The sequence below is a fragment of the Duganella callida genome, assembly GCF_004614165.1.
GTDB lineage: Bacteria > Pseudomonadota > Gammaproteobacteria > Burkholderiales > Burkholderiaceae_D > Rugamonas > Rugamonas callida.
In genome coordinates this window covers 26019-51654 of the sequence record NZ_SPVG01000037.1, presented here as the reverse complement: position 1 = coordinate 51654, position 25636 = coordinate 26019, and the positions used below count along the sequence as shown (strand labels likewise).

Below are 25636 nucleotides of genomic sequence, written 5' to 3'. Positions count from 1 at the left end.
CGCGGCGGCGGCGCGCAGGGTGGGACTGCCGGCCAGGGCCTCCTCGATCAAGCGGTCCAGCTGGGCGTCGCTGTAGCGGCGCCACCAGTCGCGCTGCGGCCAGGCGGCGGGCGACAGCGGGGACTGGCCGAGGGCGGCCTGGGACGGCAACTGGTCGGGGTCGTACAACCGCGCCTGCGGTGTCAGGCCACCGTTGCTGGCGCAACCGGCCAGCAACGCGGCCGCGCCGGCCAGTGCGGCCAGGCGCAAGATGGGCTTGCTCATGATGATTCCTTGTGGAGAATACGATAAGCCCAGTATGGTTTATTGCATTTGTAAATTAAATCCCGGGCTGGGCGGGATGGCGGCCAATCGTCGGCGGTTTGGGGACAGGCGTGCAAATCGCGCGTCGCGCGGGGCCATAATCGACTATTTGCACATGTCAAACATTGAGGATTTTGTAGCGCTGCCCGATATCCTGGCACCGGCGCTGCGCGTGGTGTTTTGCGGTATTAATCCCGGCGTCGAGGCGGCCACCTGCGGTCACCATTTTCTTGGCCGCGGCAACCGCTTCTGGCCGGTGCTGCACGAGGCCGGCTTCACACCGCACCGACTGGTGCCGGGCGAGGACCGCGACGTGCTTGCCTACGGCATCGGCCTGACTACGGCGGTGGCGCGGCCGACCCACAGCGCGGCCCAGCTGCGGCAGGAAGAGTTCGCGGCGTCGGCGGCGGCCTTGCTGGACAAGCTGGCGCGCTACCGGCCGCAGTGCATCGCCTTTCTCGGCAAGGCGGCCTATCTCGGCATCACCGGCCAGCGCGACGCGGCCTGGGGCGCGCAGGACCAGCCGCTCGGCCCGAGCCGCGTCTGGCTGCTGCCGAATCCCAGCGGCTTGAACCGCACCTTCAGCCGCCAGCAACTGGTGGATGCCTACAGCGCCCTCAACCGCTCGCTGTCGCTACGCCGCTGATCAGCGGGGAGGCGATGCGCCCGCGCAGGCGCGGCGCCACGAAGTCGAGAAAGGCGCGCAGCTTGAGCGGCAACGGCGACTGGCCCTTATGCATCAGGCTGACGGGCAGGGGCTCGGCCTCGTAGTGGTCCAGCACCACCTGCAAGCTTTGCCGGCGTAGCGACTCCGCCACCTGGTAGGACAGCACGCGGATCAGGCCCACGCCGAGCGTGGCCGCATCGATGGCCGCTTCCGCCGTGTTGACCGACAGCCGCGAGTGCACCGGCACCGACAGTTCCGTCTTGCCGGCGCCGAACACCCAGGCGCGCTTGGATGCCAGCACCTCGAAGGTGATGCAGTCGTGCGCCGACAGCTCGCGCGGCGTTTTCGGCGTGCCGTGCGCGGCGAGGTAGGCGGGGCTGGCGCAGATCACACGGCGCACGCTGCCGACCCGCACCGCCATCATGCTGCTGTCGGGCAGCTGGCCGATGCGCAGGGCGACGTCGATCTGTTCTTCCATCATGTGGGTGACGCGGTCGGTCAGCACCAGGTTGATGTTGATTTCCGGGTACTGCGCGAGGAATTCCGCCACCACCGGCACCATGTGCAGGCGGCCGAACACCACCGGCGCCGTCACCACCAATTCCCCCTTGGGCATGGCGTATTCGCCGGTGGCGGTGCGTTCCGCCTCGCCGATTTCCTCGAGGATGCGACGGCAGGCGCCCACATACGAGGCGCCGGCCTCGGTCAGCGACAGCTGGCGCGTGGTGCGCAGCAGCAACCGGGTGTTCAGGTGACTCTCCAGCTCGCCCAGCTTGCGGCTGACGGTGGCCAGCGGCATTTCCAGCTTGCGCGCGGCGGCGGACAGGCTGCCGGCATCCACCACGGCAACCAGGATGGACATGGATTCCAGGCGGTCCATACGAGATCCTATCAAATTTTGGAAGAGTGATTCCCGATCTTATGGGATTCTCTTTGTGGGCGCAAGTATCTAGACTGCAAGTCATGACTTCAATCAATGGAGAGATGCCGTGAGCGCCCAGACTATCCATCCCGCCGACGTACCGGTCCAGCCGGTCGCGTCGCGCGCCAGAATCCTGATGATGGCGGTGATCGCGGGCGCCGTGATCACCAACCTGTACTGCATCCAGCCGATTCTGCCGCTGATCGCCGCCGACCTCGGACTCGACCTGGCCACCGCCGACCTGGTGGCCAGCGTGGCCTTGCTGGGCTTTGCCACCGGCCTGGCGCTGTTGCTGCCGCTGGGGGACCGTTACGACCGGCGCAAGCTGGTGCTGGTCCAGATCGTGCTGGCGCTGCTGCTGGCGGTGGTGGCCTCGCTGTCGCGCAGCGTGGGGCTGCTGATGGCGGCCTCGTTCGGGCTGGGCGCGGTGGCCTGTGTGCCGCAGCAATTGGTGCCGTTTGCCGCGGTGATGTCGGCGCCGGCCGAGCGTGGCCGTTCGGTCGGCACGGTGGTCAGCGGCATCATGGTCGGCATCCTGCTGGGCCGCACTGTCAGCGGCGCGGTCGGCGCGGCCTGGGGCTGGCGCGCCGTGTATGGCGTCGAGGCGGCATTCATGGTGCCGGTCGGGATCGCCGCCGCGCTGTTGCTGCCGCGTGGGATGGCCGGCACCACGCTGTCCTACGGCCAGTTGTTGAAATCGATGTGGCCGCTGATGCGCGACCACCGCGCCATCCGCGCCTCCATGCTGATCCAGGCGCTGCTGTGGGCCTGCTTCAACGCGTTCTGGGTCAACCTGGCGGCGCTGCTGGCCAGCGGCCCCTGGCACCTGGGCAGCGGCTGGGCCGGCGCCTTCGGCATCATCGGCGCTTCCGGCGCGCTGGCGGCCTCGTTCAGCGGACGCGCCACCGACCGGCTGGGCGCGCGTGCCGTGATCGCCGCGGCGATCGGCATCGTCACCTTGTCCTATCTGCTGCTGGCCGGCGCCGCCACTTCGCTGGTGCTGCTGGTGCTTGGTGTGATCGTACTCGACATCGGCGTCCAGGCCGGTCTGGTGGCCAACCAGACCCGCGCCTTTGCCGCCGATCCCAAGGCCCAGGGCCGCATCAACAGCCTGTACATGACCGCCACCTTCGGCGGCGGCGCTCTCGGCGTGGCCGCCAGCGGCTGGGCCATGAGCCATTACGGCTGGAGCGGCGTGTCCTTGTCCGGCATCGCCCTGGGCCTGATTGCCGCGCTGTGCCACTGGCGCCAGCGCTCTTGAACCCCCGTCTTTTTTCACAAGGAGTCTCATCATGTTACGTACCCAAACCCTGATCGCCATGGCCCTGGCCGCAAGCGCCTACAGCATGACTGCCGCCGCGGGCGAAATCGACGCCAAATACTACGGCGCGCCGGCGGCGGCCAGCGCGGCCAGCCGCGTGATCGAAATCGGCAGCGACACCCGCCACGTGCAGGTAACCAACGGTGAGGTCATCACCTTCAGCGTCGGCGGCCAGCAGTACACCTGGAACTTCCAGGTATATGGTCAGAGCCGCGCCATCGCGCTGGCGGCGCTGCTGCCCAAGACCATGCATGCGGACGGCGTGACGGTCTACGTCGCACCGGATCCGCTGTACCGTTAAATCTCGCGCGGGAGCGGTCCGATGAAACTCACTTTACTGATACTGGATGGCGTGCAGGCGCTCGACGTGGCCGGGCCGCTGGATGTGTTCAGCGAGGCCAATCAGTTCCTGGCCGAAGCCGACCGTTACGAAGTGACCCTGGTGGGCGAGCAGGCCGGCAGTGTGGCCAGTTCGAGCGGCATGGAGTTCAAGGTGTCGCACGGCTACCAGGATTTCAGCGGCCATAGCGATCTGCTGCTGGTGGCCGGCGGACCGCGCTATCCCGACTATCGCCCCGTGCCGGCGCTGGTCGGCTGGCTGGGCCGGCAGGCGCAGGCGGCGGGGCGCTACGGCGCCGTCTGCAACGGGGTGTTCCTGCTGGCGCATGCCGGCCTGCTGGCGGGGCGCGAAGTGACCACCCATTGGGATCACACGGCGCGTTTGGCCCAACAATTCCCGCAATTGAGCGTGCGGCCGGACAAGATCTTCGTCCGCGACGGCAACGTGTTCACTTGCGGCGGCGTCAGCGCCGGCATCGATTTGTGCCTGGCGCTGGTGGCCGAGGACTGGGGCCACGAGCTGGCGGCCAAGGTGGCGGAACGTCTGATCGTCTACCTGCGCCGCGATGGCGGGCAGTCGCAATACAGCCCGTATCTGGCGGCGGCGCCGGAGGAGGAAACCCTGGTCACGCGCGTTTGGAAATACGTCACCGACAATATCAGCGTAGCCTTGAGCATCGAGGAGATTGCCGATGCGGTGGGCGTAAGCCGGCGTACTTTTTCACGGGCATTTGCCAAGCATATGCATGTGACGCCGTCGGTGTTTGTCGACCAGTTGCGGGTCGATCACGCGCGCAAGCTGCTGGAAGACAGCGATATACCGATGAAGACCGTGGCCTTCCAGAGCGGCTTCAATAGCGCGACGCAGATGCGCATGATCTTTTCGCGCCAGCTCAACACCACGCCGCGGTTGTACCGCGAGCACTACCGCAAGAATGCAAGCATCAACTATCCAGGAGGACGATATGATCACCCAACTCAATCTGCGCCAGAATCTCGACGACTTTGAAGCGCTGTACGACATGCTGAGCGACTCGCAGGAAGGACTGGACACGCGCCAGTCCGAAATGTTCAACGCCCAGCTGTTGCTGCTGCTCTGCAATCACATCGGCGACATGAAGGTGCTGGGCGAAGCCTGTGCGCTGGCCCGTGTGAAGATAGAGATCGCTCAGATGCCGAACTGACGCAACGGAGCGTTTTTCCATGCAAATAAGCATGGCGTTGGTCAGACTAGCGCAAGCCAGCGCTTGCGATACTCGTCCCAGCCGCGAAGATCGGCTGGCGCGCACAGGGTGTTGGCGCCGACGGGCCGTTCGCCCCAGTGGTGCAGCATCCAGCCGCCGCAGGTGGTGCCGGCGGTGTCGTCGGAGCAGAAGATGGTCTGCCTAGGACGCAGCGCCGCCAGCAGCGGGCCGAAGTGCGGATTGCCGGTGTAGCTGCCTTCCACCACCACCGCGCCGGCGGCGCCCAGTGCGGTCAGACAGTGGTCGCTCATCAGCACGCAGTACAGCGTCGCCAGCGCGTAACGTTCCTGCGGGCTTTGCGGCGCCGGGCCGGTGGTGCTGCCGGCGCGGCCGGCGAAAGGGCCGCCGGCGGCGGAGAAGCAGGGCAGGGCCATGGTGCCTTGTTCGATCAGGCGTTGCAGGTCTGCCACGCTGCAGACGACGGCATCGGGGCCGGCCAGTTCGGCGAATTCGCGGCCTCCCATGAAGCGCATGCAGGCCACAGGCTGGCCGAGGGCATTACTGTTGGCCAGCATGTCGGCTTCTTCGCGCAGGCCGTCCAGCGGCATGCCGATGGCGGCGGCGATGACCCAGGTGCCGGTGGACAGCACGCTCAGTGGCTGCCGGTCTGCCGCGGTCTGGATATGGCGCAGCAGCGAGGCGTTGCTGTCGTGGATGCCGCAGATGATTTTGCATTGCGGCGGCAGGCCGGTCTGCTCCGCCAGCTCGGGCTTGATCTCTCCCAGCACCGCCCAGGCGTCGCGCAGCGGCGGGAACAGGGCGCTCCAGCCCATGCGCCCGACCAGCGATGAATACTGTTTGCGCGCCGGCTGCCACAAATCCGTATGGCAGCCGAGCGACGTCACCTCGCTGGCCGCCATGCCGGACAAGCGCCATGCCCAGTACTGCGGGTACATGAGGATGTGACGCGCACGCTGGAATTCGGCGGGATGGCTCTGCGCCAGCCACACCAGCTGGCGGCCGAGATTCAACCCCGCCGGCAGCAGCGGCGAGCGGGTGGCTTCGTAGCCGGGCCGCAGCGCGCGGTAGTCGGACTGCGACGCCGGCGGCTCGAACTCGTAATCGAGCACCGGCAGCACCAACCCGGCATCGTCCACCAGAGCGGCAGTAGCGCCGTGGGTCACCGGCACGATGGCATCCACCTGCGCCATGCCGGCAAAGGCGCGCATGGCGTCCAGCATCCAGTGCCACATGCGGTCGGTGTCGTAGTGCGGATACGGGGCGTCGTGCAGCACCGCATTGGCCATGCGGCGCTCGTCCAGCACTGCGCCGGCGCGGTCCAGCAGCGACAGTTTGACGTTGGTCTTGCCGATGTCAAGAACCACGGTCGCATCAGCCGTCATTTGGCGACCTTCTTCCCGCGCAGCAGGCGTGGCAGGGCGATGGTCACCAGCAGCAGCACACCGACCACGATGGTCATATAGATGCCCGGGATATTCGCCAGCGACAGGCCATAGGTGACCGTGCCGAGCGTCAGCACCGCCAGCATCACGCCGCCGATGGTGCCGGCGCCGCCGGCGATGCTCACGCCGCCGAGGATTACCATGGTGATCACTTCCAGCTCCCAGCCCATGGCGATGTTGGGGCGGGTGCTGCCGATGCGGCCCGTCAGCAGGTAGGCGGCCAGTCCCGACATCAGGCCGGTCAGCATGAACAGCGCCAGGCGGTAACGCTGCACGGCGATGCCAGAGAACAGCGCGGCGGTGGGGTTATTGCCGATGGCGTAGATGCGGCGTCCCCAGGCCGTGGCGTGCAGCACCACCGCGAACAGCGCGGCAAACCCCAGCAGCAGCACGAATTCGCGCGGGATCACGTCGAAGAAGTAGCCCTGGCCCCAGTCGGCCATGACCTGCGGGTAGCCCGTGTAGGCCTTATCGCCCAGCACCACGCTGGCCAGGCCGCGGAACAGCGACACGGTGCCGATGGTGACCACGATGGAGGGCAGCGCGAAGCGCGTCACCAGCAAGCCGTTCAGGCAGCCGCACAGCGCGCCGGTGGCCAGCGCGATCGGCAGCAGCGCTTCCGGCGGCGCACCGGCCGCCTTGGCCATGCCCATCGCCACCGAGGACAAGGCCAGGATGCCGGACACCGAGATGTCGATCTCGCGGATGATGATCAGCAGCGCCATCGGCAGCGCGATCAGCGCCTTTTCGCTGAAGTTGAAGGTGCCGTCAGCCAGGTTGTAGGGATCGAGGAAGGCCGGCTGCAGTACGCCGTTGACCACGAAGGCCAGTATCAGCAGCAGGGCGAGCAGGGCTTCCCAGCGGCCCAGCGCGGCGGTGAGTTTAAAGCCGGGTTTATCGGCGATGACGTAGCGTGAGGTAGTAGGCACGGATTCAAGTAAAGTCGAGTTCAAGCGGTGCTCCCGGTATTCAGATGCAGCGGCAGGATCTGCCGCCCCTTGCTGCGGCCGCCGCGCGAATTGATCAGCACAGCGGTCAGGATGACGATGCCGGTCAGCGCACTTTGCCAGAAAGGTGAGACTTTGACCACCGGCAGCGCGTTGCCGATCACCGCCAGGAACAGGCCGCCCAGCGCGGCGCCAGCCACGTTGCCGCAGCCGCCGGCGATGCTGATGCCGCCGATGACGCAGGCGGCGATCACGGTGAATTCGAAGCCGTAGGCGATTTCGGTGTAGGCCACGGCGTAGCGCGCCACCCACAGGTAGCCGCACAGGCCGGCCATCAGGCCCGAGATCCCGTAAGTCCACAGCAGCCGTCGCGCGATCGGGATGCCGACGTAGCGCGCCGACGCCGGCTCGTTGCCGATCGCGTACAGGTCGCGGCCGAAGCGGCTGTGGCGCGCGATGAACCAGGCGGCCAGCACGGTCGCGGCGGCGATCCACACCAGGTGGGTGATGCCCAGCAGCCGCCCGAGCGGGAAGGCGATGAAGTCAGCCGGCATCTGGTGCGACGAGACCCAAGCGCCGCCCGACAGCACGAACACCATGCCGCGGTAGACGCTCATGGTGCCCAAGGTGACCACGATGGGCGGCAGCTGCAGGTAGCCGATCAGATAGCCGTTCACCAGTCCCAGCGCCAGGCCGATGGCGGCCGCCGCCAGCATCACCAGCGGCAGCGGCAGGTCGGGATTGTGCGACGCCAGCAGCGCCGACATCATGCCGGCCAGCGCCAGGCTGGAGGCCACCGACAGGTCCACGCCGCGCGTGACGATCACCAGCATCTGCGCCAGCGCCAGCATGATCAGCAGGGTGGAATCGGTGAGCAGGTTGCCCAGACTGGCGGCGCTCAGGAACACCGGCGCGCGCCAGCCGACCAGCAGGATCAGCGCCGCCGTCAGCAGCGCCAGCTGGATTTCGCGTAGTTTCAATAGCTTCATGTGGATGCTCCCGATTCAGTGGCCGGCGCAGCTGTGCGCACCGGCGACGCCGCGCTTATCGCGGCTTTGTGCGCCGCGGTGACGCCCGATGCGGCGGCGACGACGACTTCCGGCGTCGCCTCGGCGCGGCTGTATTCATTGACGATATGGCCCTGGTGCATGACCACCACGCGGTCGGCCAGGCCCAGCACCTCCGGCAGCTCGGACGACACCAGTATCACCGACATACCCTTAGCCACCAGCTCCGCCACGAAACGGTGCACGGCGGCCTTAGAGCCGATATCGATGCCCTTGGTCGGCTCGTCGAGAATGATCACCTCCGGATGGGTTGCCAGCCATTTGCCCAGCACTACCTTCTGCTGGTTGCCGCCCGAGAGCTCGGACACCAGCTGGCACAGGTTGTGCGCCTTCAGCTCCAACTGCTCGGCGTAGTGGCGTGCCACGGTATTTTCGCGCTGGCGGCGGCCGCGCAGCACGAAGCCGATCTTGCCCAGGATGGGCAGGGTGATGTTGTGCAGTATCGGCAGCGACAGGTGCGCGCCCTGGTGCTGGCGGTCTTCCGGCACATAGGCGATGCCGCGGGCGATGGCGTCGGCCGGACAGCCTATCTTCAGCGGCCGGCCATGCATCCGCACCTGGCCGCGCGCGCCGGCGCTGAGGCCGAACAGGGCCTGCATCACCTCGGAACGGCCGGCGCCCACCAGCCCGTAGAAGCCGAGAATCTCGCCGCGCCGCAGCTGGAAACTGACATCGCGGAACTCGGTCGGGTGGCAGAACTTTTCCACTTCCAGTATGACTTCGCCGGGTGTCACCTCGGCCTTGGGATAGGCCTGATGCACGGCGCGGCCGACCATCAGCGCCACCAGTTCCTGCTCGCTGATGTCGTCCAGCGCGCCCTCGGCCACGAACTGGCCGTCGCGCAGGACGGTGTAGCTGTCGGCCACCGCGTAGATCTCGTCGAACTTGTGCGAGATGAAGATCACCGCCGTGCCGGCCGCGCGCAGTTGGCCGATGATCCGGTACAGCTCGTGGATCTCATGTTGCGACAGCGCGGCGGTGGGCTCGTCCAGGATCACCACGCGCGCCTCCTGCGACAGCGCGCGCGCGATCTCGACGAAGTGGCGCTGCGCCACGCTCAGGTCCTTGACCCGCGCGCGCACCGGCAGCGACACTTCCAGCCGCGCGAACAGCCGCTCGGCCTCCTGCTCGATGCGGCGCCAGTCGATACGGCCGCCGTTGCGGCAGGGCTGGCGGCCGACGTAGATGTTTTCCGCCACCGTCAGCTCATCGAACATCACGGTTTCCTGGTGCACGGCGGTGATGCCGGCGCGCGTGGCGTCCTGGGCGTTGTGGAAGCGCAGCGGCTGGCCGTTCAGCTCCAGCGTGCCTTCGTCCGGCTGGTAGATGCCGGTCAGCGTCTTGACCAACGTCGACTTGCCGGCGCCGTTCTCGCCCACCAGGGCCATCACTTCGCCGGCACGCACGCTTAGCGACACCTTGTTCAGCGCCACGATGCCGGCAAAGCGCTTGCTCACGCCGGACAGTTTGAGCACCGGCGCGGCATCGCGCCGCAGGGCGGGGCGGGCGGCGTTTTCACGCCGCGCCGTCGGATTCATATGCATGCTCACCGCCTAGAAGATCTTGGAAAACTGCTCGACATTCGACTTGTCGTAGACGAAGGGCGGCGCCATGGCGCCGTCGCCGCTGGCATCCAGCGCGATGGTGCCCATGCGGCCGGCGCTGACGCTGCCGCCAGGTTTGGCCGAGGGATCGCCCTTGACGAAATCGTAGGCCGCGTAGGTGATGGCGTAACCGAGATCGATCGGATTCCAGATCGCGAACTCGCGCACCGCGCCGCTCTTCACGTGACCGGCCATCTCCGACGGCAGACCCAGGCCGGTGACGTACACCTTGCCGACCAGGTGCTCATCCACCACCGCCTTGCTGGCGGCGTTGATACCGACCGTGCTCGGTGAAATGATGGCTTTCAGGTTCGGATAGCTGCGCAGCAGGCCGACCGCCTCGCGATAGCTCTTGTCCGACTGGTCATCGCCGTAGGCCGTGGCCACCAGTTTCAGCTTGGCGTATTCCGGCTTTTCCAGCACCTTCTTCATCACGCCGATCCAGATGTTCTGATTGGTGGCCTGCGCCGACGCCGACAGGATGGCGATCTCGCCGGCGCCGCCGACGGCCGCCGCCGCCATCTGGATCTGCTTCTCGCCGATCAGTTCCGCGTTGGAGGGATTCAGTTGCATCAGCCGGCCCTCCGGCGCCAGGCCGCTGTCGAAGGACAACACCTTGATGCCGCGTTGCATGGCCTTCTTCGCGATCGGCACCAGCGCGTTGGGATCGTTGGCCGAGATGACGATGGCGTTGACCTTCTGGCCGATCAGCGAGTTGATGATTTCGATCTGGCCTTCGGCGCTGGGCGTGGTCGGTCCGGTATAAATGATTTCCACATTTTTCAGCTCGGCCGCCGCCTCGTCCGCACCACGGTGGGCGGCATCGAAGAAGCCGTTGCCCAGGTTCTTGACCACCATGGCGATGCGTACCTTGCCGTCGGCTTCGTGCTTGCCGCAGCCGGCCAGCGTGCCTGCCGCGAGCAGCGCCGCCGCCGTGGACAGGGCGCTCAATAATTTATTCAGTTTCAATGCGAAATCTCCTGATACAGGTCGGTCAGTTGGTAGTCGAAGGCGCTGCTGAAACTGGCCGGCGAAATCATGGCCGGCACCGGTTCCGGCTCCACCGTCACCACTTTTACGCCGTGCTGCTCCAGCAGCTGCACCGCCGACTCCGACGCATGGGTATCGGTGATAACACAGGACACGCGGTTCAGTCCACACAATATCAAGCCGGCCTTCTTGGCGAACTTGGAGCTGTCGGCCAGCACGATCAGTTCCTCGGCCTGCGAGATCAGGCGCTTTTCGGCCTGGATCAGCAGCGGGTCGGCTTCCATCAGGCCAAGCAGCGACAGGCCGTAGGCGCTCATGAACATCTTGGCCGCGTAGTGGTGTTGGGTGATGTCGTTGTCGAAGGGGCTGAGGATCACGTTCTGTTCGCGGTAGACCTGGCCGCCGGGGACGATGATCTCGTTTTCGCTGGAAGTCAGCAGGCGTTCCGCCATCAGGAAGGAGTTGGTCAGGATCTTCAGGTGCTGATCGACCAGGAATTCCGCCATCATGAAGGTGGAGGTGCCGCCGTTGATGATGATGGTTTCGCCTTCGCTGCACATGCTGGCGGCGTAGCGCGCGATCGCGCGCTTGCGTTCGGCGTGGCACTGTATGTTGTGCTGGAAGGTCTCGCTGGTCAGCGGATAGGCGCGCTTTTTCTGTTCCAGGTTGGCGGCGCCGCCGCGGGTGCGCGTCAGCAGGCTGCGCGCCGCCAGCCAGCTGATGTCGCGGCGCACCGTGGCCGGTGAGGCGTTGAGCCATTCCACCAGTTCCGGCACGGTGGCGCTCTGGTGCTCCGCTAATAATTTCAACAAACGTTTGCGGCGCTTGTGATTGATCATTTTCGTCTCCAGTTTTGTCTCGCAACCCGCAGAGCCAGGTTGTCGTTTTATTTATTTAGATTATTCACTTCGAAAACCGCCGTCAATCAGCACTTGATCAATCTGGTGATTGTTTGGGTCGGCATTTTGCGGGGCGCTCAACTTGTTGATTATTTCGGCCTTGCTCATCTTCTTGATCAGTCGCCGATTGACACTCACGGCCCGCTGATTTCTACTGACTGCGCTTGCCAGCCCGGCAAAACAGGACACATACCAACGGAGATCAGCAATGAATGTACCGAAGCAGAAAGAACCGATCAGCTCCCTGTGGGACGACAGCCTGGCCGCTCAGATGAGCGAGCCGGAGTTGCTGTTGTACCGCTCCAATTTGCTCGGATCGGATCTGCGCATCACCAATTTTGGCGGCGGCAATACCTCGGCCAAGGTCATGATGGCCGATCCGCTCAGCGGCGAGCAAGTGGAGGTGCTGTGGGTGAAGGGCTCCGGCGGCGACTTGGGCAGCATCAAGCTGGATGGCTTCTCGACCCTGTACATGGACAAGCTGCGGGCACTGAAGCAGCGCTACCGCGGCCTGGAACATGAGGACGAGATGGTCAGCTATCTGCCGCACTGCACCTTCAACCTGAATCCGCGCGCGGCCAGCATCGACACGCCGCTGCACGCCTACATCGCGCGCAAGCACGTGGACCACATGCACCCGGACTCGGTGATCGCCATCGCCGCCTGCGCCAACAGCCGCGAGCTGACGCAGAAAATCTTCGAGGGCGAACTGGGTTGGCTGCCGTGGCAGCGTCCCGGCTACGACCTCGGTCTGAAACTGGAAGAAGTTTCGAAGGCCAATCCGGCGCTGAAGGGTATCATCCTGGAGGGCCACGGCCTGTTCACCTGGGGCGATACGGCCAGGTCCTGCTACGAAAATACGCTGGCGGTGATCAAGCGCGCCGGCGAGTGGCTGGATGCGCACGTCCGGCAGCCATCGTTCGGCGGCGCCGTGGCGCAGCCTTTGCCGGCCGAGGAGCGCGCGGCATTTGCGGCCAGGCTAATGCCTCTGCTGCGCGGCAAAATCAGCAAGGACGAATTCAAGCTCGGTCACTTCGACGATCAGGACGCGGTGCTGGAATTCGTCTGCAGCCGCGACCTGCAGCCGCTGGCGGCGCTGGGCACTTCCTGCCCGGACCACTTCCTGCGCACCAAGATCCGTCCGTTCGTGGTGGATTTCGACCCGGCGCAGCCGGATTTCGACAAGCTTGTGGCCGGCCTGGATGCGGCGCTGGAGGCGTATCGCGCCGACTACACGGCCTACTATGAGCGCTGCAAGCGTGCCAACAGCCCGGCGGTGCGTGACGCCAATCCGATCATCTACCTGATCCCCGGCGTCGGCATGCTGTCCTTCGCCAAGGACAAGGCCACCGCGCGTATCGCCGGCGAGTTCTATGTCAACGCCATCAACGTGATGCGTGGCGCGAATGGTGTCGACAAGTATGTCGGACTGCCGGAGCAGGAAGCGTTCGACATCGAATACTGGCTGCTTGAGGAGGCCAAGCTGCAGCGCATGCCCAAGCCGAAATCGCTGGCCGGCCGTATCGCGCTGGTGACCGGCGGCGCCGGCGGCATCGGCCAGGCGGTGGCGAAGCAGTTGCTGCAGGAAGGCGCTTGCGTGCTGCTGACCGATATCGATGCCGAGGCGCTGGCGGAGGCGCAAGGTGCGCTGGCCAAGGTGGCAGGTAAGGACAACGTCGCCAGCGTGGTGGCCAATATTACCAGCGAAGAGGCTGTGGACGAGATTCTGAAAGCGTCGGCGCTGCAGTTCGGCGGCGTCGATCTGCTGATCTCGAACGCCGGCATCGCCTCGTCGGCGCCGCTGGAAGACACCACGCTGGAGGTGTGGAACCGCAATCAGGACATTCTGGTCAAGGGCTACTTCCTGGTCAGCCGCGCCGCCTTCCGTATCATGAAGCAGCAGAAGCTGGGCGGTGCCATGGTCTTCGTCGCCAGCAAGAACGGCCTGGTGGCGTCGGCCGGCGCCTCGGCTTACTGCACCGCCAAGGCGGCCGAGATTCATCTGGCGCGCTGCATCGCGCTGGAAGGCGCGGCGCATGGCATCCGCGTCAACGTGGTGAATCCGGACGCGGTGATCCGCGGTTCGCGCATCTGGGACGGCAAGTGGAAGGAAGAGCGCGCGCAATCGAACAAGATCGGTGCGGATGATGTGGAAGAGTTCTACCGCCAGCGCAGCATGCTGAAACTGAGCGTGCTGCCGGAAGATATCGCGGAAGCCGTGTATTTCCTGGCCTCGGACAAGGCGGGCAAGAGTACCGGCAATATCTTGAACGTCGATGCGGGCAACGCTGGGGCATTTACGCGTTAAGATCGCCGCTCAGGAATTTGCCGGCAGCTCCCGAAAGGGGCGATAACAATATGAAGGAGACATCATGAGCACCATCATCGACCAAAATCTGGTCGCCAGACACAACGGCCAGTTGCAGGCCAATCTGCACGCCGATTACGACGCCCTGGCCGGCGTGCTGTCGCGTCGCGGCGTCGATATCGAAACCCTGACCGTCCACGCCCAGCAATTCGCCGTGGCCCTGCCCAGCTGGGGCGCCGGCACCGGCGGCACGCGGTTTGCCCGCTTCCCCGGCAAGGGCGAGCCACGCAACGTCTTCGAAAAACTCGATGACTGCGCCGTGATCCACCAACTGACCCGGGCTACGCCGGGCATTTCGCTGCACTTCCCGTGGGACCGAACCGATGATCCCAAAGCACTGCGGGAACAGGCCGAAAGCCATGGTCTGTACTTCGACGCGGTCAACTCGAATACGTTCCAGGACCAGCAGGGCCAGGAGCACAGCTACAAATACGGCAGCCTGACCGCGCAAAGCGCCGCCACCCGTGCGCAGGCCGTGCAGCACAATATCGATTGCATCGAGCTGGGACGTGCGCTGGGTTCGAAAGCGCTGACGGTGTGGATCGGCGACGGCGCCAATTTCCCCGGCCAGCACAATCTTCGGGGGTCGCTCGAACGCTACCTGGACAGCATGCGCTCCATTTACGCGGCGCTGCCCGACGACTGGCAGGTCTTCATCGAACACAAGCTGTTCGAGCCGGCCTTCTACGCGACCACCATCGCCGACTGGGGTACCAGCTTCGCCTGCGCCCAGCAACTTGGGCCGAAGGCCAAGTGCCTGGTCGATCTCGGCCACCATGCGCCGAACACCAACATTGAGATGATCGTCGCGCGGCTGGCGCAGTTCGGCAAGCTGGGTGGTTTCCACTTCAACGACAGCAAGTACGGCGACGACGATCTGGATTCCGGCTCGATCAATCCGTTCCAGCTGTTCCTGGTGTTTAACGAGCTGGCCGACGCAGCGCAGCGCGAGGGCGCTTCGTTCAAGACCGCGAATATGCTGGATCAGTCGCACAACGTCACCGACCCGATCGAGAGCCTGATGAGCAGCGCGGTGGAAGTGCAGCGTGCTTATGTCCAGGCGGCGCTGGTGGACCGCGCGGCGCTGCGCGGTCATCAGGAAGCCAATGACGTGCTGCAGGCGGCGCAGACGCTGAAGCAGGCTTTCCGCACCGACGTCAGCCCGATTCTGGCGATGGCGCGCCAGCGCTCGGGCGGCGCGATCGATCCGGTCGGCGCTTATCGTGCGGCCGGCTATCGCGAGCAGGCGGCAGTCGCGCGTCCTGCCAGGGCGGGCGCCAGCAGCAGCGGCATCGTCTAAGCGCCGGTGGTCACGCTCATGAACCAGCATACCCCGCGTGGGCGGGCGGCTTGCCGCCTGCTGATCTTCACCACTTGCCTGACTGCCGCAGCGCACGGCCGGGCCATGCCGGCGGCCGATGCGGCGCCGCCAGGCACTGCGGCCAGCATCGAAGGCGTCGCGCCGGGTCGCGCGCTGGCCGCTGCCGCTGTGGCGGGCGCCGCCGATGGCAATGCAGCCGACGGCGTTACCCATTTCTCGACTGTCGCCGAGGTGCAGCGCCATCTGGCCGCGCCGCCGGACGATGCCCGCCCGATGGTGCGCTGGTGGTGGTTCGGTCCGGCCGTGGTCAAGCCGCAGCTGGAACGCGAGATGCTGGCCATGAAGCAGGGCGGCTTCGGCGGATTCGAGATCCAGCCGGTCTATCCGATGGAGCTGGACGATCCGTCGCGCGGCATCCGCAACCTGCCGTATCTGTCGCCGGAATTCCTGGACGCCGTCAGCTTCGTCAACCAGAAAGCGCATGAGCACAAGCTGCGCGTCGACATGACGCTGGCCAGCGGCTGGCCCTATGGCGGCCCGCACGTGCCGGTGACGGAGGCCGCATCGCGCATGCGCGTCGCACCGGTCGATTTGCCTGCCGGCGCCGACTCGGTGGCGCTGCCGTCGATCGGCAGCGGCGAACGTCTGGTGGCGATCTTCGTCGGCAGCGGCGACGCCAGGAAATTCGACGCCACCGCCCTTAAACTGGCCGCACCCGCCCAAGCCAATGGCCGCGCGCAGTTCGCGCCGGCCGATGGCGCACGCGTGGCGGTGTTCTACATCGCCAGCCGCACCGCCCAGCAAGTCAAGCGCGCCGCCCTGGGCGCCGAAGGCTTCGTGCTCGATCACCTGAGCCGCAGCGCCATCGACCATCATCTGGATCAGGTGGCGGAACCGCTGCTGCGCGCCTTCGGCGACCAACCACCTTATGCCGTGTTCTCGGACAGCCTTGAGGTGTATGGTACCGACTGGACCGACGACTTCCTGGCCGAATTCCAGCGCCGCCGCGGCTACGATCTGAAACCGCACCTGCCGGTGGTCTACGGCGGCCAAGGCCAGGACGCCGGCGCGCTGCGGCGCGACTGGGCGCTGACGCAGACGGAACTGGTCAACGAGCGCTATCTGACGCCGGTCGATGACTGGGCCAGAAAACATCACACGCGTTTTCGCTCGCAGACTTACGGCGAGCCGGCCGTGTCCCTGTCCAGCAACCGTCTGGTGGCGCTGCCGGAAGGCGAGGGACCGCAATTTCGCCAGTTCTCCTTCACCCGGCTCGCCACCTCGGCCGGCCACCTGTACGGTCGCAACGTGATCTCGGCCGAGACCTGGACCTGGCTGAATTCCCCGGCCTTCAGCGCCACGCCGCTGGACATGAAGGTGGAAGCCGACCGCATGCTGCTGCAGGGCGTGAATCTGTTCATCGGCCACGGCTGGCCTTACACCCCGCCCGGCGTGCAGGAACCCGGCTATGCTTTCTATGCGGCGGCCGTGTTCAACAACCACCAGCCCTGGTGGAACGTGATGCCGGACGTGACCTCCTACCTGGCGCGCACCAGCTATCTGCTGCGTCAGGGCGAGCCGGCCAACGACGTTGCGCTGCTGCTGCCCAACGATGACGCCTACGCCGAAACCAGACCGGCCAAAGTCTCGCTGTCGGCGGAGATGCCCCACTTCGTCACCCCGGTCCTGATGGAACAGATCCTGGACGCCGGCCACAACGTCGATTTCCTCGATGCCGAGGCGCTGCGCGACAGCGGCAAGCATTATCCGCTGATCGTGCTGCCGCACACCACGCGCATGGCCCCGGATACGCTGGAAAGGCTGATCAGGCATGTGAGCGCAGGGGGCAAGCTGATTGCAGTGGGCAGCAAACCGTCGCTGGCGCCGGGTTACGCGGACGCTGCCGCCGTCACCGCCAAGGTACGCAAACTGAGCGAACAGCTGTTTAGCATGCCCGGCGTGCAGCTGGTGGCGGACGACGTGGCGCTGGGCGCGGCAATCGGCAAGGCGGTGGCGCCTGACTTCCGCGCGGCGTCGCAAGCGGCCGGCCTGGGCTTCATCCGCCGCAAGCTGGCCGACGGCGACATCTACTTCATCGCCAACACCAGCAACCGCGAAATCCGCACCACGGCCACCGTGGCCGCCAGACGCGCCAACGCCGCCTGGTGGAACCCGCATGATGGATCGGTGACGCCAGCCCAGGTTGTGCCGTCGATGGGATTGGTGCTGGCGCCGTACGAATCGCGCGTGCTGGTGCTGTCGGACAGCGTCAAGGCGACTGGCACCTCGCCGACGGCCGCACCCACGATCGTCACGCTGGCTGACCTGAGCAACGACTGGCAACTGAGCTTCCCTGGCGCCGGCGGCGCGCTGGAGCAGCCGCGTGGTCTGGCCAAACTGGGTTCCTGGGCCGACGACGCGGCCACGCGCTATTACTCGGGCATCGGTGTCTACCGCAAGGACGTTGCGCTGGACGCCGCCCAGTTGAAAGGCGGCCGTATCAAGCTGGACTTCGGCATCGGTACGCCGCTGGAGTCCACCCCCACGGTGCCGTCCGGGATGCGCGCCATGCTGGACAGTCCGATTCGCGAAGCGGCCGTGGTCTATGTCAATGGCCAGCGCGCCGGCGCGATCTGGCATCCACCTTACCAGCTTGATGTCGGCGCCTTGCTGAAACCCGGCGCCAACCGCATCGAGGTGCAAGTGGCCAACCTGTCGATCAACCTGATGGCGGGCCAGGAGCGGCCCGATTACCGGCTGCTGTCGGCACGCTATGGCCAGCGCTTCGTCCCGCAGGACACGCACCTGATCACCCCGCGCCCATCGGGCATGCTGGGCACGGTGCGCCTGCTGTCCGTAACCAATCCATGAGGTGGCGATGAAACCGGGTATATGGCTGCGCTTTGCCGCGCTGATGCTGTTGATGCTGGGCGGCGCCGCATCCGCCAGGGATTATGAAGCGACGCAGTTCGGCGCAAAAGGCGATGGAGCCACGCTGGACACGGCCGCGATCCAGAAGACCATCGACGCCGCCGCCAGGGATGGCGGCACGGTGGTGTTTAAAGCGGGCACTTATCTGAGCGGCTCCATCTTCGTCAAGAGCGGCGTCACGCTCAGGATCGACAAGGGCGTGACCATCCTGGGCTCGCGGCGGCTGCAGGATTATCCGGTGATGCCGACCCGCATAGCCGGCATCGAGATGCGCTGGCCGGCAGCCCTGGTCAACGTCTATGAGCAGAACAAGGCGGCGATCGTGGGCGAGGGCGTCATCGATGGCGACGGCAAGGTGTTCTGGGACAGTTACTGGAGCCTGCGCAAAACCTACGAGCCGCGCGGCCTGCGCTGGGCCTCCGACTACGATGCCCAGCGCCCGCGCCTGATCCAGGTGTTCAATTCGAAGGAGATCAAGGTCGGCGGCGGCCTGCAGTTGCGCCGCTCCGGCTTCTGGACCCTGCACATCTGCTATTCCAGCGACGTCACCGTGGATGGTGTGGTGATACGCAACAACGAGGGCGGACTGGGACCATCGACCGATGGCATCGACATCGACTCATCCAGAAAGGTATTGGTGCAGCATGCCGACATCGACGTCAACGACGACGCCTTGTGTCTGAAAGCCGGCCGCGACTCCGACGGACAGCGCGTGGGGCGCAGCACAGAGGACGTGGTGATACGCGATTCCATCGTGCGTTCCGGCGCGGCGGGCGTGACCTTCGGCAGCGAGACGTCGGGCGGCTTTCGCAATATCGAAGCCTACAACATCACCACGCTGAAGGGCGTGCCGGTGGGGATTTTGTTCAAGTCAGCCCACACGCGCGGCGGCTTCGGCGAGAACCTGCGCCTGCACGACTTCAGGATGATAGACACGCCGGTGGTCCTGCGCATCACCATGAACTGGAATCCGAGCTACAGCTACGCCAAAATCCCGGACGACATCAAGGACTATCCGCCGTACTGGAAAGTGCTGGCCACGCCGGTGCCGCGCGAAAAGGGCATCGCCCATTTCCACGACGTCCGTATCTGGAACATCCACGCGCGCGGCGCCGCCACTGCATTCGAGGTGGACGGCTTCCCGGAGGCGCCGCTGACCCGCTTCGCGCTGGAAGGCCTGGACATCGAGGCCGCCAAGGGAGGCCATATCTACGACGCCAAAGACTGGACCTTCTCCAAAGCGCAGCTGAAACTGGGCGTGCCCGTGGCGCTGGAAAACGACACAGGCGTACAAGGCTTGCCGGCGGCATCAGTCAAGGTCGGCCCGCGCGCGCAGAAGGAAGACCCATCCAAAAAGAGTTTTGAACAACAGGACAAGAGCTGAATATGAGACTGAAGAAAATCGCCTTACTGGTCACCCTGGGCCTGGTCAGCAGCATGACGCTGGCGCAGCAAGCGAACTACCCGCTGCCGACGCCGGCCATGCAGGCCATCATCGACAAGGATACCAGCCGCTTTTTCGGCGACGCGCCGGCCGACGCCGGTCCTCTGGCTACAGATCTGTCGCCTGCGCTGACGCCGGCCGCCATCGACAAGGCCATGCGCAAGGTGGCGGACTGGCAGCTGCCGCGCACCATGCGCCATCTGGACAAGATCTGGACATCGGCGGTGCTGTTTGCCGGCTTCATGGCCGCCTCGGAATCGAGCGGCGATCCCAAATACCGCGACGCCATGCTGGCCATGGCCAATCAGTTCGAGTGGAAGCTGCGCACGCCATATCCGAATGCGGACGATATCGCCGTGGCGCAGACTTACCTGGAGCTGTACTTCCAGCAGCCGTCGCCCGAGCGCATCGCCGCGACCAGGACGGAGCTGGACAGCCTGATCAACCTGAAGACACTGCGTCCCGGCGACGAGCGCCAGCCATGGTGGTGGTGCGACGCGCTGTTCATGGCGCCGCCGGTGTGGGCCAAGATGTACAAGGCCACCGGCGAGCGCAAATACCTCGACTACGTGCACACGCAATGGCGCGTGACCTACGATCTGCTGTACGATCAGGAGGAGCATCTGTACGCACGCGATGCCAGCTACAAGAGCAAGCGCGAGGCCAACGGCAAGAAGATCTTCTGGTCGCGTGGCGAGGGCTGGGTGATGGGCGGCCTGGCGCGCACGCTGGACTACATACCGGCCGACGATCCGCAGCGGCCGTTCTACATCCAGCAGCTGCAGCAGATGGCCGCAAAGATCGCGCAGATACAGGGGCCGGACGGACAGTGGCACGCCGGGTTGCTGGACCCGGCGACCTATCCGCTGCCGGAGACCTCCGGCGCTTCGCTGTTCGTGTTCGGCATGGCGTATGGCGTCAACCATGGCTATCTGGATGCGAAGACCTATCGCCCGGTGATCGAGCGTGCATGGGCGGGCTTGCTGAAGAATGTGTATGCGGACGGCCGCCTGGGCGGGATACAGCAGACCGGCGCGGAGCCGGCATTTTACCTGCCTTCGTCCAGCTATAACTACGGCGTCGGCGGCTTCCTGCTGGCGGCGGCCGAGTTGAAGAAGATGGCGAAATAAGTAAAGAGTGGAGGCCGCGCGGCCTCCCTTACGTCTAGCGCGGCCCCTGGTACATCAAGCCGCTGTCGTTCAGGCCGAACTTGTACTTCCTGTTCATCGCGATGATCTCGGCTCCGGCCAGCAGCACGGGACCGTAGCCGTGGGCGGCGCGGGTGCTGACCGGGCGATAGTAGTAGAACGCCGGATCGAATGCCATGCCCGTGCCCACGCACACGCCTTCCACCTCGCCCTTCGCGTTCACCTTGGCCGCCACCGCGTTCCAAGCCAGGTTCGCCATCGGTCCGAACATCTCCTTGTCCAGATAACCGCGATTGACGGCGCGTGCGATTGCGTAGGTGTAGATCGCCGAAGCCGACGTCTCCAGATACGAATCGGGCCGGTCGATCAGCTGGTGCCACAGGCCATCCTTGTCCTGGAACTTCGCCAGGCCGTTGGCATGCGCGCGCAGTTGCGCCTCGACCGCCTTGTAGTCCTTGTGATTCTTCGGCAGCACCTCCAGCAGTTCCACCATCGCCATCAACGCCCAGCCGTTGGCGCGCGCCCAGTGCATCTCGGGATGATCGCGCATGCCTTCCACGTAACCGTGCATGTAGATGCCCAGCTGCGGATTGAACATGCGCCTCGAGAACTGCAGCACCTGGCGTGCCGCGTCGTCGTAGTATTTGCTGTTGCCGGTGGCCTTGCCCATCAGCGCGATGGTCGGTATGCCCATGAACATATCGTCCAGCCACAGCGTATCGGCCAACGGCCGCTGTCGGATCCTGCCTTCGGCATCGGGGCCGCCGCGCGCCAGCGTGCCATCCTTGAGGCGATATTCCTTCTCGGTGACGAAGGCGCCGCAGATGCCCACCAGCTGACCGTAATCGACCTTGATGCCGGCGTTCTTCGCCTGCAGGAAGCTCATGCACAGGGCGCCGGCATCGTCCAGGGCGTGCGGATTGAGCAGCCCCTTGATCGGCGCCTGCGCGTTTTGCTTGTCGGCCTGCACCGCCGGCGCGTAGACGCGTGCCAGGTCGGACAGCAGCTGATGGCGCTTGACGGTGTAATCGGTGTAGCGATGGTCGCCGGTGGCGGCGCCGGCGGCCAGCATGCCGGCGTAGGTGACGCCCCATTCGTAGCTGGTGAGGCGGAAGTCGCCGGGCTTGAGTACCGCCTCCGGATCGGCCTTGGCCGGCATGGCCATGACGGCGTGCGTGTTCTTGTTGATCAGTTCCGCCGGTGTGACGGCGTCCAGGTAGGACAGCACGCGGTCCAGCACCGCCTTGACTTCGCCGCTCTCCATCACCCGGTAGGGATTCGGATAGTGCACCGCTTGCGCATGCAGCATGGCGTCGGCCGGCGCCGGGCCTTTTTCCTGCACCGGAGGCGCTTCCTGCGCCATGGCGAGGCCGGTGAACATGGCGCTGGTCAGCAGACTGCATGCCTGCATCTTGAATTGATTGAGCTTCACTGAGCGGCGTCTCCAATTTTAGTTATTCGCTCCATCACACTAGCGGATCCGCGCGCACCTCGCAATGCGGTGAGCGCCACGAGCGCGTAATAGTCGCGCAGTTGATTGAAGTTGTGCATTTCCTCAATCAATAACTTGAGTATTTGCGCGAATCAAGGGGACACCCCATTGCAGTGATCGCGTGTGTGGACGACGATGATGTCGCAGTCAAGACCTACAACAGGAGACAGTCAGAAAATGAGTACAAAGAAAAGACCAGCCTTTCAACCGACCCTGATCCACATCGCCGTCATCGCCATGCTGGCCGCCGCGCAGGCGCAGGCGCAGGAAGCCGCTCCCGTCGCCACGCCGCCGGTGGACCCGAACAACGACACCGTGGTGGTGGTCACCGGTTTCCGCGCCAGCTTGAACAGCGCGCTGAACACCAAGAAGAACTCCGACGGCATCGTCGACGTCATCAAGGCCGAGGATATCGCCAAGTTCCCCGATGCTAACCTGGCCGAATCGCTGCAGCGCGTGCCCGGTGTGGCGCTGGCGCGCGGCGACGGCGGCGAGGGCAAGCAGATTACCGTGCGCGGCCTGAACGCCGGCTTCACCCGCGTGCGCATCAACGGCATCGAAGGCGTGGCCGCCACCGGCGCCTCGGACATCAACGGCAGCACCAACCGAGGGCGCGGTTTCGATTTTTCCGTGTTCGCGTCTGAACTGTTCAACAGCCTGGAAGTGCGCAAGACCTCGGAAGCGGCGGTCGAGGAGGGCTCGCTGGGCGCCACCGTCGACCTGCGCACCGCGCGTCCGTTCGACTTCAAGGGCCGCACCGTCAGTATCGGCGGCCAGGAGTTCCATAACGACCTGACCGACAAGACCCAGCCGCGCGTGACCGCGCTGTTGTCCGACCGCTGGGACACCCCATACGGCAAGGTCGGCGCACTGATCTCCGGCGCCTGGTCCAAGCGCCGCGCCACCGAGGAAGGCTACGAGGCGGTGGAACTGCTGAGCGCCAGCGCCGACGGCGGCTTTTGCTCGCCGCTGGGCGCGGCGGTGCAGAACCCGGTCAACACGCCATCGAAAGGCATCACTGCCGCCAATTGCGGCTTCGGCCAGCCGCGCACCTCGGTGCCGGCGGCCTATAACGACGTGATGAGCCGCCTCGATAACTACGGCGGCACGGTGGCCAATCCTGCCGCGGGTTCGGGCGCCTTCGCGCCGCGTATCCCGCGTTACCGCCGTTCGCAGACGGACTACGAGCGTACCGGCATCACCAACTCCTACCAATGGCGCCCGAATGCCGATACCGAGATCAACCTCGATCTTTTGTACGGCAAGTTCGCCAACACCCGTTACGACAACTACATCGAAGCAATTTCCTTCGGCCGCACGCTGGGTGCCGCCAACGGCAAGCCGCAGACTTCCATCCTGGACGCACACTTCGACCAGAACGGCAGCTGGGACTACGGCAAATTCGATGGTGTCGATGTGCGGACCGAGGGTCTGGTGGACGTCTACACCACCAAGTTCCGGCAGCACGTGGTGTCGGGCAGTCACAAGTTCAGCGACACGGTCAAGATGGACTTCATGGCCGGCAGCTCGAACTCCAACCTGAATGAGCCGATGCGCGCCACGGTACAGCTGGATGCGCCCAACGTCAACGGCTTCTCCTGGGACTTCCGCAACAACCGCAACGTGCCGACGCTGAACTTCGGCATGGACATCACCAATCCGAACAACTTCAGCTTCGCGCCGCAGGATGCCGACGGCACCGTGCATGGCCAGTTCGTCGGCCGCTATCTGGACACCACGAACAAGCTGCAGACCACCGCCGTCAACCTGTCGTGGGAAATCAACGACAACCTGACCACCCGTTTCGGCCTGTCCAAGCGCAAAAACACCTGGAGTAATATCGAACTGGCCTCCGGCGGCAACGGCCTGACGCTGCCGGCTGGCGTCACCATGTCCAGTATCACCAGGCAGCTGACCGGCTTTGGCAGTGGCCTGGGCGGCAGTGGCGTTCCGAGTTCCTGGGCCGCGATCGACCTGGATAAATTCCGCCAGGTGTACGACATCGAATGCCATTGCTCGGCGGTGTCGGGATCGCAGTACAACCTGCTGACGCAGAATAACCGCCAGGTGGAAGAGAAGATCGATGCCGCCTACGGCATGGTGGACTTCAATTACGACCTGCTGGGCATCACCTGGCGCGGCAACCTTGGTGTGCGCGGCGCCGACACCACGGCCACCTCGACGGCGCTGATCAACGTCAACGGGCAGATGCAGCCGAATACCGGCGTGAAGAAATACCGTGACTGGCTGCCGGCGCTGAACCTGACCGCGCAGCTGCCGAAAGACGTGTTCCTGCGCTTCTCGGCCGGTAAAACCCTGTCGCGTCCAGAGTACGTCGACCTGGCGCCGTCGGCATCGGTATCGACCACCTCGCAGGCGGTCACCATCGGCAACCCGAACCTCGACCCGATCCGTGCCAAGACCTACGACCTGCAGGCCGAGTGGTACTACGCCAAGAACGCCATGGTCTCGCTGGGCTACTTCCACAAGGACATCGGCACCTTCATCCAGACGGTGAACGAGCGCGCGGTGTATTCCTCGCTGGGACTGCCGAACGACCTGCTGGTGTTCAACGGCTGCTCGATCACCGGCGCCACGCCGGCTTGCCCGACCTTACCGAGTTCCGAAGTGGTGGTCAGCCGCAAGGTCAACACGCCGGGTGGCCCGCTGAACGGCATGGAGTTCAACCTGCAGGCGCCATTCAGCTTCCTGCCCGGCTTCTGGAGCAATTTCGGTCTGCTGGCCAATGCGACCCACGTCAAGTCGCGCATCACCTACATCACGCGGGTAGACAATCCGACCACGCCGGCCAACGAGCAACTGACCCAGGTGGCCAACTTCACCGGCCTGTCGCCGAACACGCACAACCTGACCTTGTATTACGAGGACCAGAAATTCAGCGCGCGCGTCTCGGCGGCGTATCGCTCGGCCTACATCCTGTCGGTGCTGGGTGACGTGACTGGCGCGGACTACACCACGGTGGACGGCTCGACCAACGTCGACATGAGCATCTCCTACAACCTGACACCGAACCTGCGGGTCAGCCTGGAAGGGCAGAACCTGACCGATACGCCGTTGCGCTATGGCCGCGACAACCAGCGTAACGACACGCTGTTGTACGTGCATTCGGGCCGGTCATTCGTCGTTGGCCTGAACTACAAGTTCTGACCATGGTAACCATGGGGACAGACCACGATTTTAGAATATTGCAAAATCGTGGTCTGTC

19 protein-coding genes and 1 pseudogene are annotated in these 25636 nt (G+C 65.0%); 11 read left to right on the top strand and 9 right to left on the bottom strand.

Annotation, left to right across the window (positions count from 1 at the left end):
• Positions 1 to 264, bottom strand: a pseudogene (locus E4L98_RS04205) (efflux transporter outer membrane subunit); the annotation flags it as partial.
• Positions 265 to 418: 154 nt separating this feature from the next.
• Between E4L98_RS04205 and mug the strand changes: the two are divergent.
• On the top strand, positions 419 to 949 hold the full coding sequence (gene mug / locus E4L98_RS04200; protein WP_135200314.1) for a G/U mismatch-specific DNA glycosylase: 531 nt from the start codon (positions 419 to 421) through the stop codon (positions 947 to 949).
• On the opposite strand, the gene E4L98_RS04195 is transcribed toward mug, so the two are convergent.
• Entirely contained in the window at positions 921 to 1850 is a 930-nt protein-coding gene (locus tag E4L98_RS04195; RefSeq protein ID WP_135200313.1) for a LysR family transcriptional regulator, read from the bottom strand. The genes mug and E4L98_RS04195 overlap by 29 nt on opposite strands.
• Before the next feature lie 109 nt (positions 1851 to 1959).
• Between E4L98_RS04195 and E4L98_RS04190 the strand changes: the two genes are divergently transcribed.
• The 4 genes from E4L98_RS04190 to E4L98_RS04175 are packed head-to-tail and all read left to right on the top strand — an operon-like array spanning position 1960 to position 4736.
• The gene (locus E4L98_RS04190) at positions 1960 to 3153 is read left to right on the top strand and encodes an MFS transporter (protein WP_229257240.1); all 1194 of its coding nucleotides are present in this window, start codon (positions 1960 to 1962) and stop codon (positions 3151 to 3153) included.
• A gap of 31 nt (positions 3154 to 3184) precedes the next feature.
• Positions 3185 to 3514, top strand: coding sequence for a CzcE family metal-binding protein (locus E4L98_RS04185; protein ID WP_135200312.1), 330 nt, complete (start codon positions 3185 to 3187; stop codon positions 3512 to 3514).
• 21 nt (positions 3515 to 3535) lie between these two features.
• A complete protein-coding gene (locus E4L98_RS04180) occupies positions 3536 to 4561 on the top strand; it encodes a GlxA family transcriptional regulator (protein ID WP_135200311.1) in 1026 nt (341 codons plus the stop codon).
• Positions 4518 to 4736: a DUF2783 domain-containing protein gene (locus E4L98_RS04175; RefSeq protein WP_135200310.1), complete on the top strand. Its 219-nt coding sequence runs from the start codon at positions 4518 to 4520 to the stop codon at positions 4734 to 4736. The genes E4L98_RS04180 and E4L98_RS04175 overlap by 44 nt, the downstream gene beginning before the upstream one ends.
• A gap of 41 nt (positions 4737 to 4777) precedes the next feature.
• Here E4L98_RS04175 and E4L98_RS04170 read toward each other — a convergent pair whose 3' ends face one another.
• Genes E4L98_RS04170 through E4L98_RS04145 form a run of 6 tightly spaced genes read right to left on the bottom strand, consistent with a single transcriptional unit; the run spans position 4778 to position 11646 of the window.
• Positions 4778 to 6139, bottom strand: a complete 1362-nt coding sequence (locus E4L98_RS04170) for an FGGY-family carbohydrate kinase (protein WP_135200309.1) — start codon at positions 6137 to 6139, stop codon at positions 4778 to 4780.
• On the bottom strand, positions 6136 to 7128 hold the full coding sequence (locus tag E4L98_RS04165; protein ID WP_229257239.1) for an ABC transporter permease: 993 nt from the start codon (positions 7126 to 7128) through the stop codon (positions 6136 to 6138). The genes E4L98_RS04170 and E4L98_RS04165 overlap by 4 nt, the downstream gene beginning before the upstream one ends.
• 20 nt (positions 7129 to 7148) lie before the next feature.
• The gene (locus E4L98_RS04160) at positions 7149 to 8135 is read right to left on the bottom strand and encodes an ABC transporter permease (protein ID WP_135200307.1); all 987 of its coding nucleotides are present in this window, start codon (positions 8133 to 8135) and stop codon (positions 7149 to 7151) included.
• Positions 8132 to 9751, bottom strand: coding sequence for a sugar ABC transporter ATP-binding protein (locus tag E4L98_RS04155; protein ID WP_135200321.1), 1620 nt, complete (start codon positions 9749 to 9751; stop codon positions 8132 to 8134). The genes E4L98_RS04160 and E4L98_RS04155 overlap by 4 nt, the downstream gene beginning before the upstream one ends.
• A gap of 15 nt (positions 9752 to 9766) precedes the next feature.
• Positions 9767 to 10786, bottom strand: a complete 1020-nt coding sequence (rhaS, locus tag E4L98_RS04150) for a rhamnose ABC transporter substrate-binding protein (RefSeq protein WP_135200306.1) — start codon at positions 10784 to 10786, stop codon at positions 9767 to 9769.
• Positions 10783 to 11646 carry a DeoR/GlpR family DNA-binding transcription regulator gene (locus E4L98_RS04145; protein ID WP_135200305.1) on the bottom strand — a complete coding sequence of 288 codons (864 nt, stop codon included), beginning with the start codon at positions 11644 to 11646 and terminating at the stop codon, positions 10783 to 10785. Before E4L98_RS04145 ends, rhaS begins: the two co-directional genes overlap by 4 nt.
• Positions 11647 to 11914: 268 nt before the next feature.
• Between E4L98_RS04145 and E4L98_RS04140 the strand changes: the two genes are divergently transcribed.
• The 5 genes from E4L98_RS04140 (at position 11915) to E4L98_RS04120 (ending at position 20900) form a co-directional block, all read left to right on the top strand.
• The gene (locus tag E4L98_RS04140) at positions 11915 to 14014 is read left to right on the top strand and encodes a bifunctional rhamnulose-1-phosphate aldolase/short-chain dehydrogenase (protein WP_135200304.1); all 2100 of its coding nucleotides are present in this window, start codon (positions 11915 to 11917) and stop codon (positions 14012 to 14014) included.
• Between the two features lie 64 nt (positions 14015 to 14078).
• A complete protein-coding gene (gene rhaI, locus E4L98_RS04135; protein ID WP_135200303.1) occupies positions 14079 to 15374 on the top strand; it encodes an L-rhamnose catabolism isomerase in 1296 nt (431 codons plus the stop codon).
• Positions 15375 to 15392: 18 nt separating this feature from the next.
• Positions 15393 to 18266 (top strand): glycosyl hydrolase, encoded by a 2874-nt coding sequence (locus E4L98_RS04130; protein ID WP_229257237.1) that lies wholly within the window; start codon positions 15393 to 15395, stop codon positions 18264 to 18266.
• Positions 18267 to 18273: 7 nt separating this feature from the next.
• Positions 18274 to 19710 carry a glycoside hydrolase family 28 protein gene (locus tag E4L98_RS04125; protein ID WP_135200302.1) on the top strand — a complete coding sequence of 479 codons (1437 nt, stop codon included), beginning with the start codon at positions 18274 to 18276 and terminating at the stop codon, positions 19708 to 19710.
• Between the two features lie 2 nt (positions 19711 to 19712).
• Positions 19713 to 20900: a glycoside hydrolase family 88/105 protein gene (locus E4L98_RS04120; RefSeq protein ID WP_205746658.1), complete on the top strand. Its 1188-nt coding sequence runs from the start codon at positions 19713 to 19715 to the stop codon at positions 20898 to 20900.
• Between the two features lie 34 nt (positions 20901 to 20934).
• Here E4L98_RS04120 and E4L98_RS04115 read toward each other — a convergent pair whose 3' ends face one another.
• Entirely contained in the window at positions 20935 to 22350 is a 1416-nt protein-coding gene (locus E4L98_RS04115) for a glycoside hydrolase family 88/105 protein (protein ID WP_229257236.1), read from the bottom strand.
• 237 nt (positions 22351 to 22587) lie between these two features.
• On the opposite strand from E4L98_RS04115, the gene E4L98_RS04110 reads away from it, so the two are divergent.
• Positions 22588 to 25578: a TonB-dependent receptor gene (locus E4L98_RS04110; protein ID WP_167761271.1), complete on the top strand. Its 2991-nt coding sequence runs from the start codon at positions 22588 to 22590 to the stop codon at positions 25576 to 25578.
• The last annotated feature ends 58 nt before the right edge of the window (positions 25579 to 25636 follow it).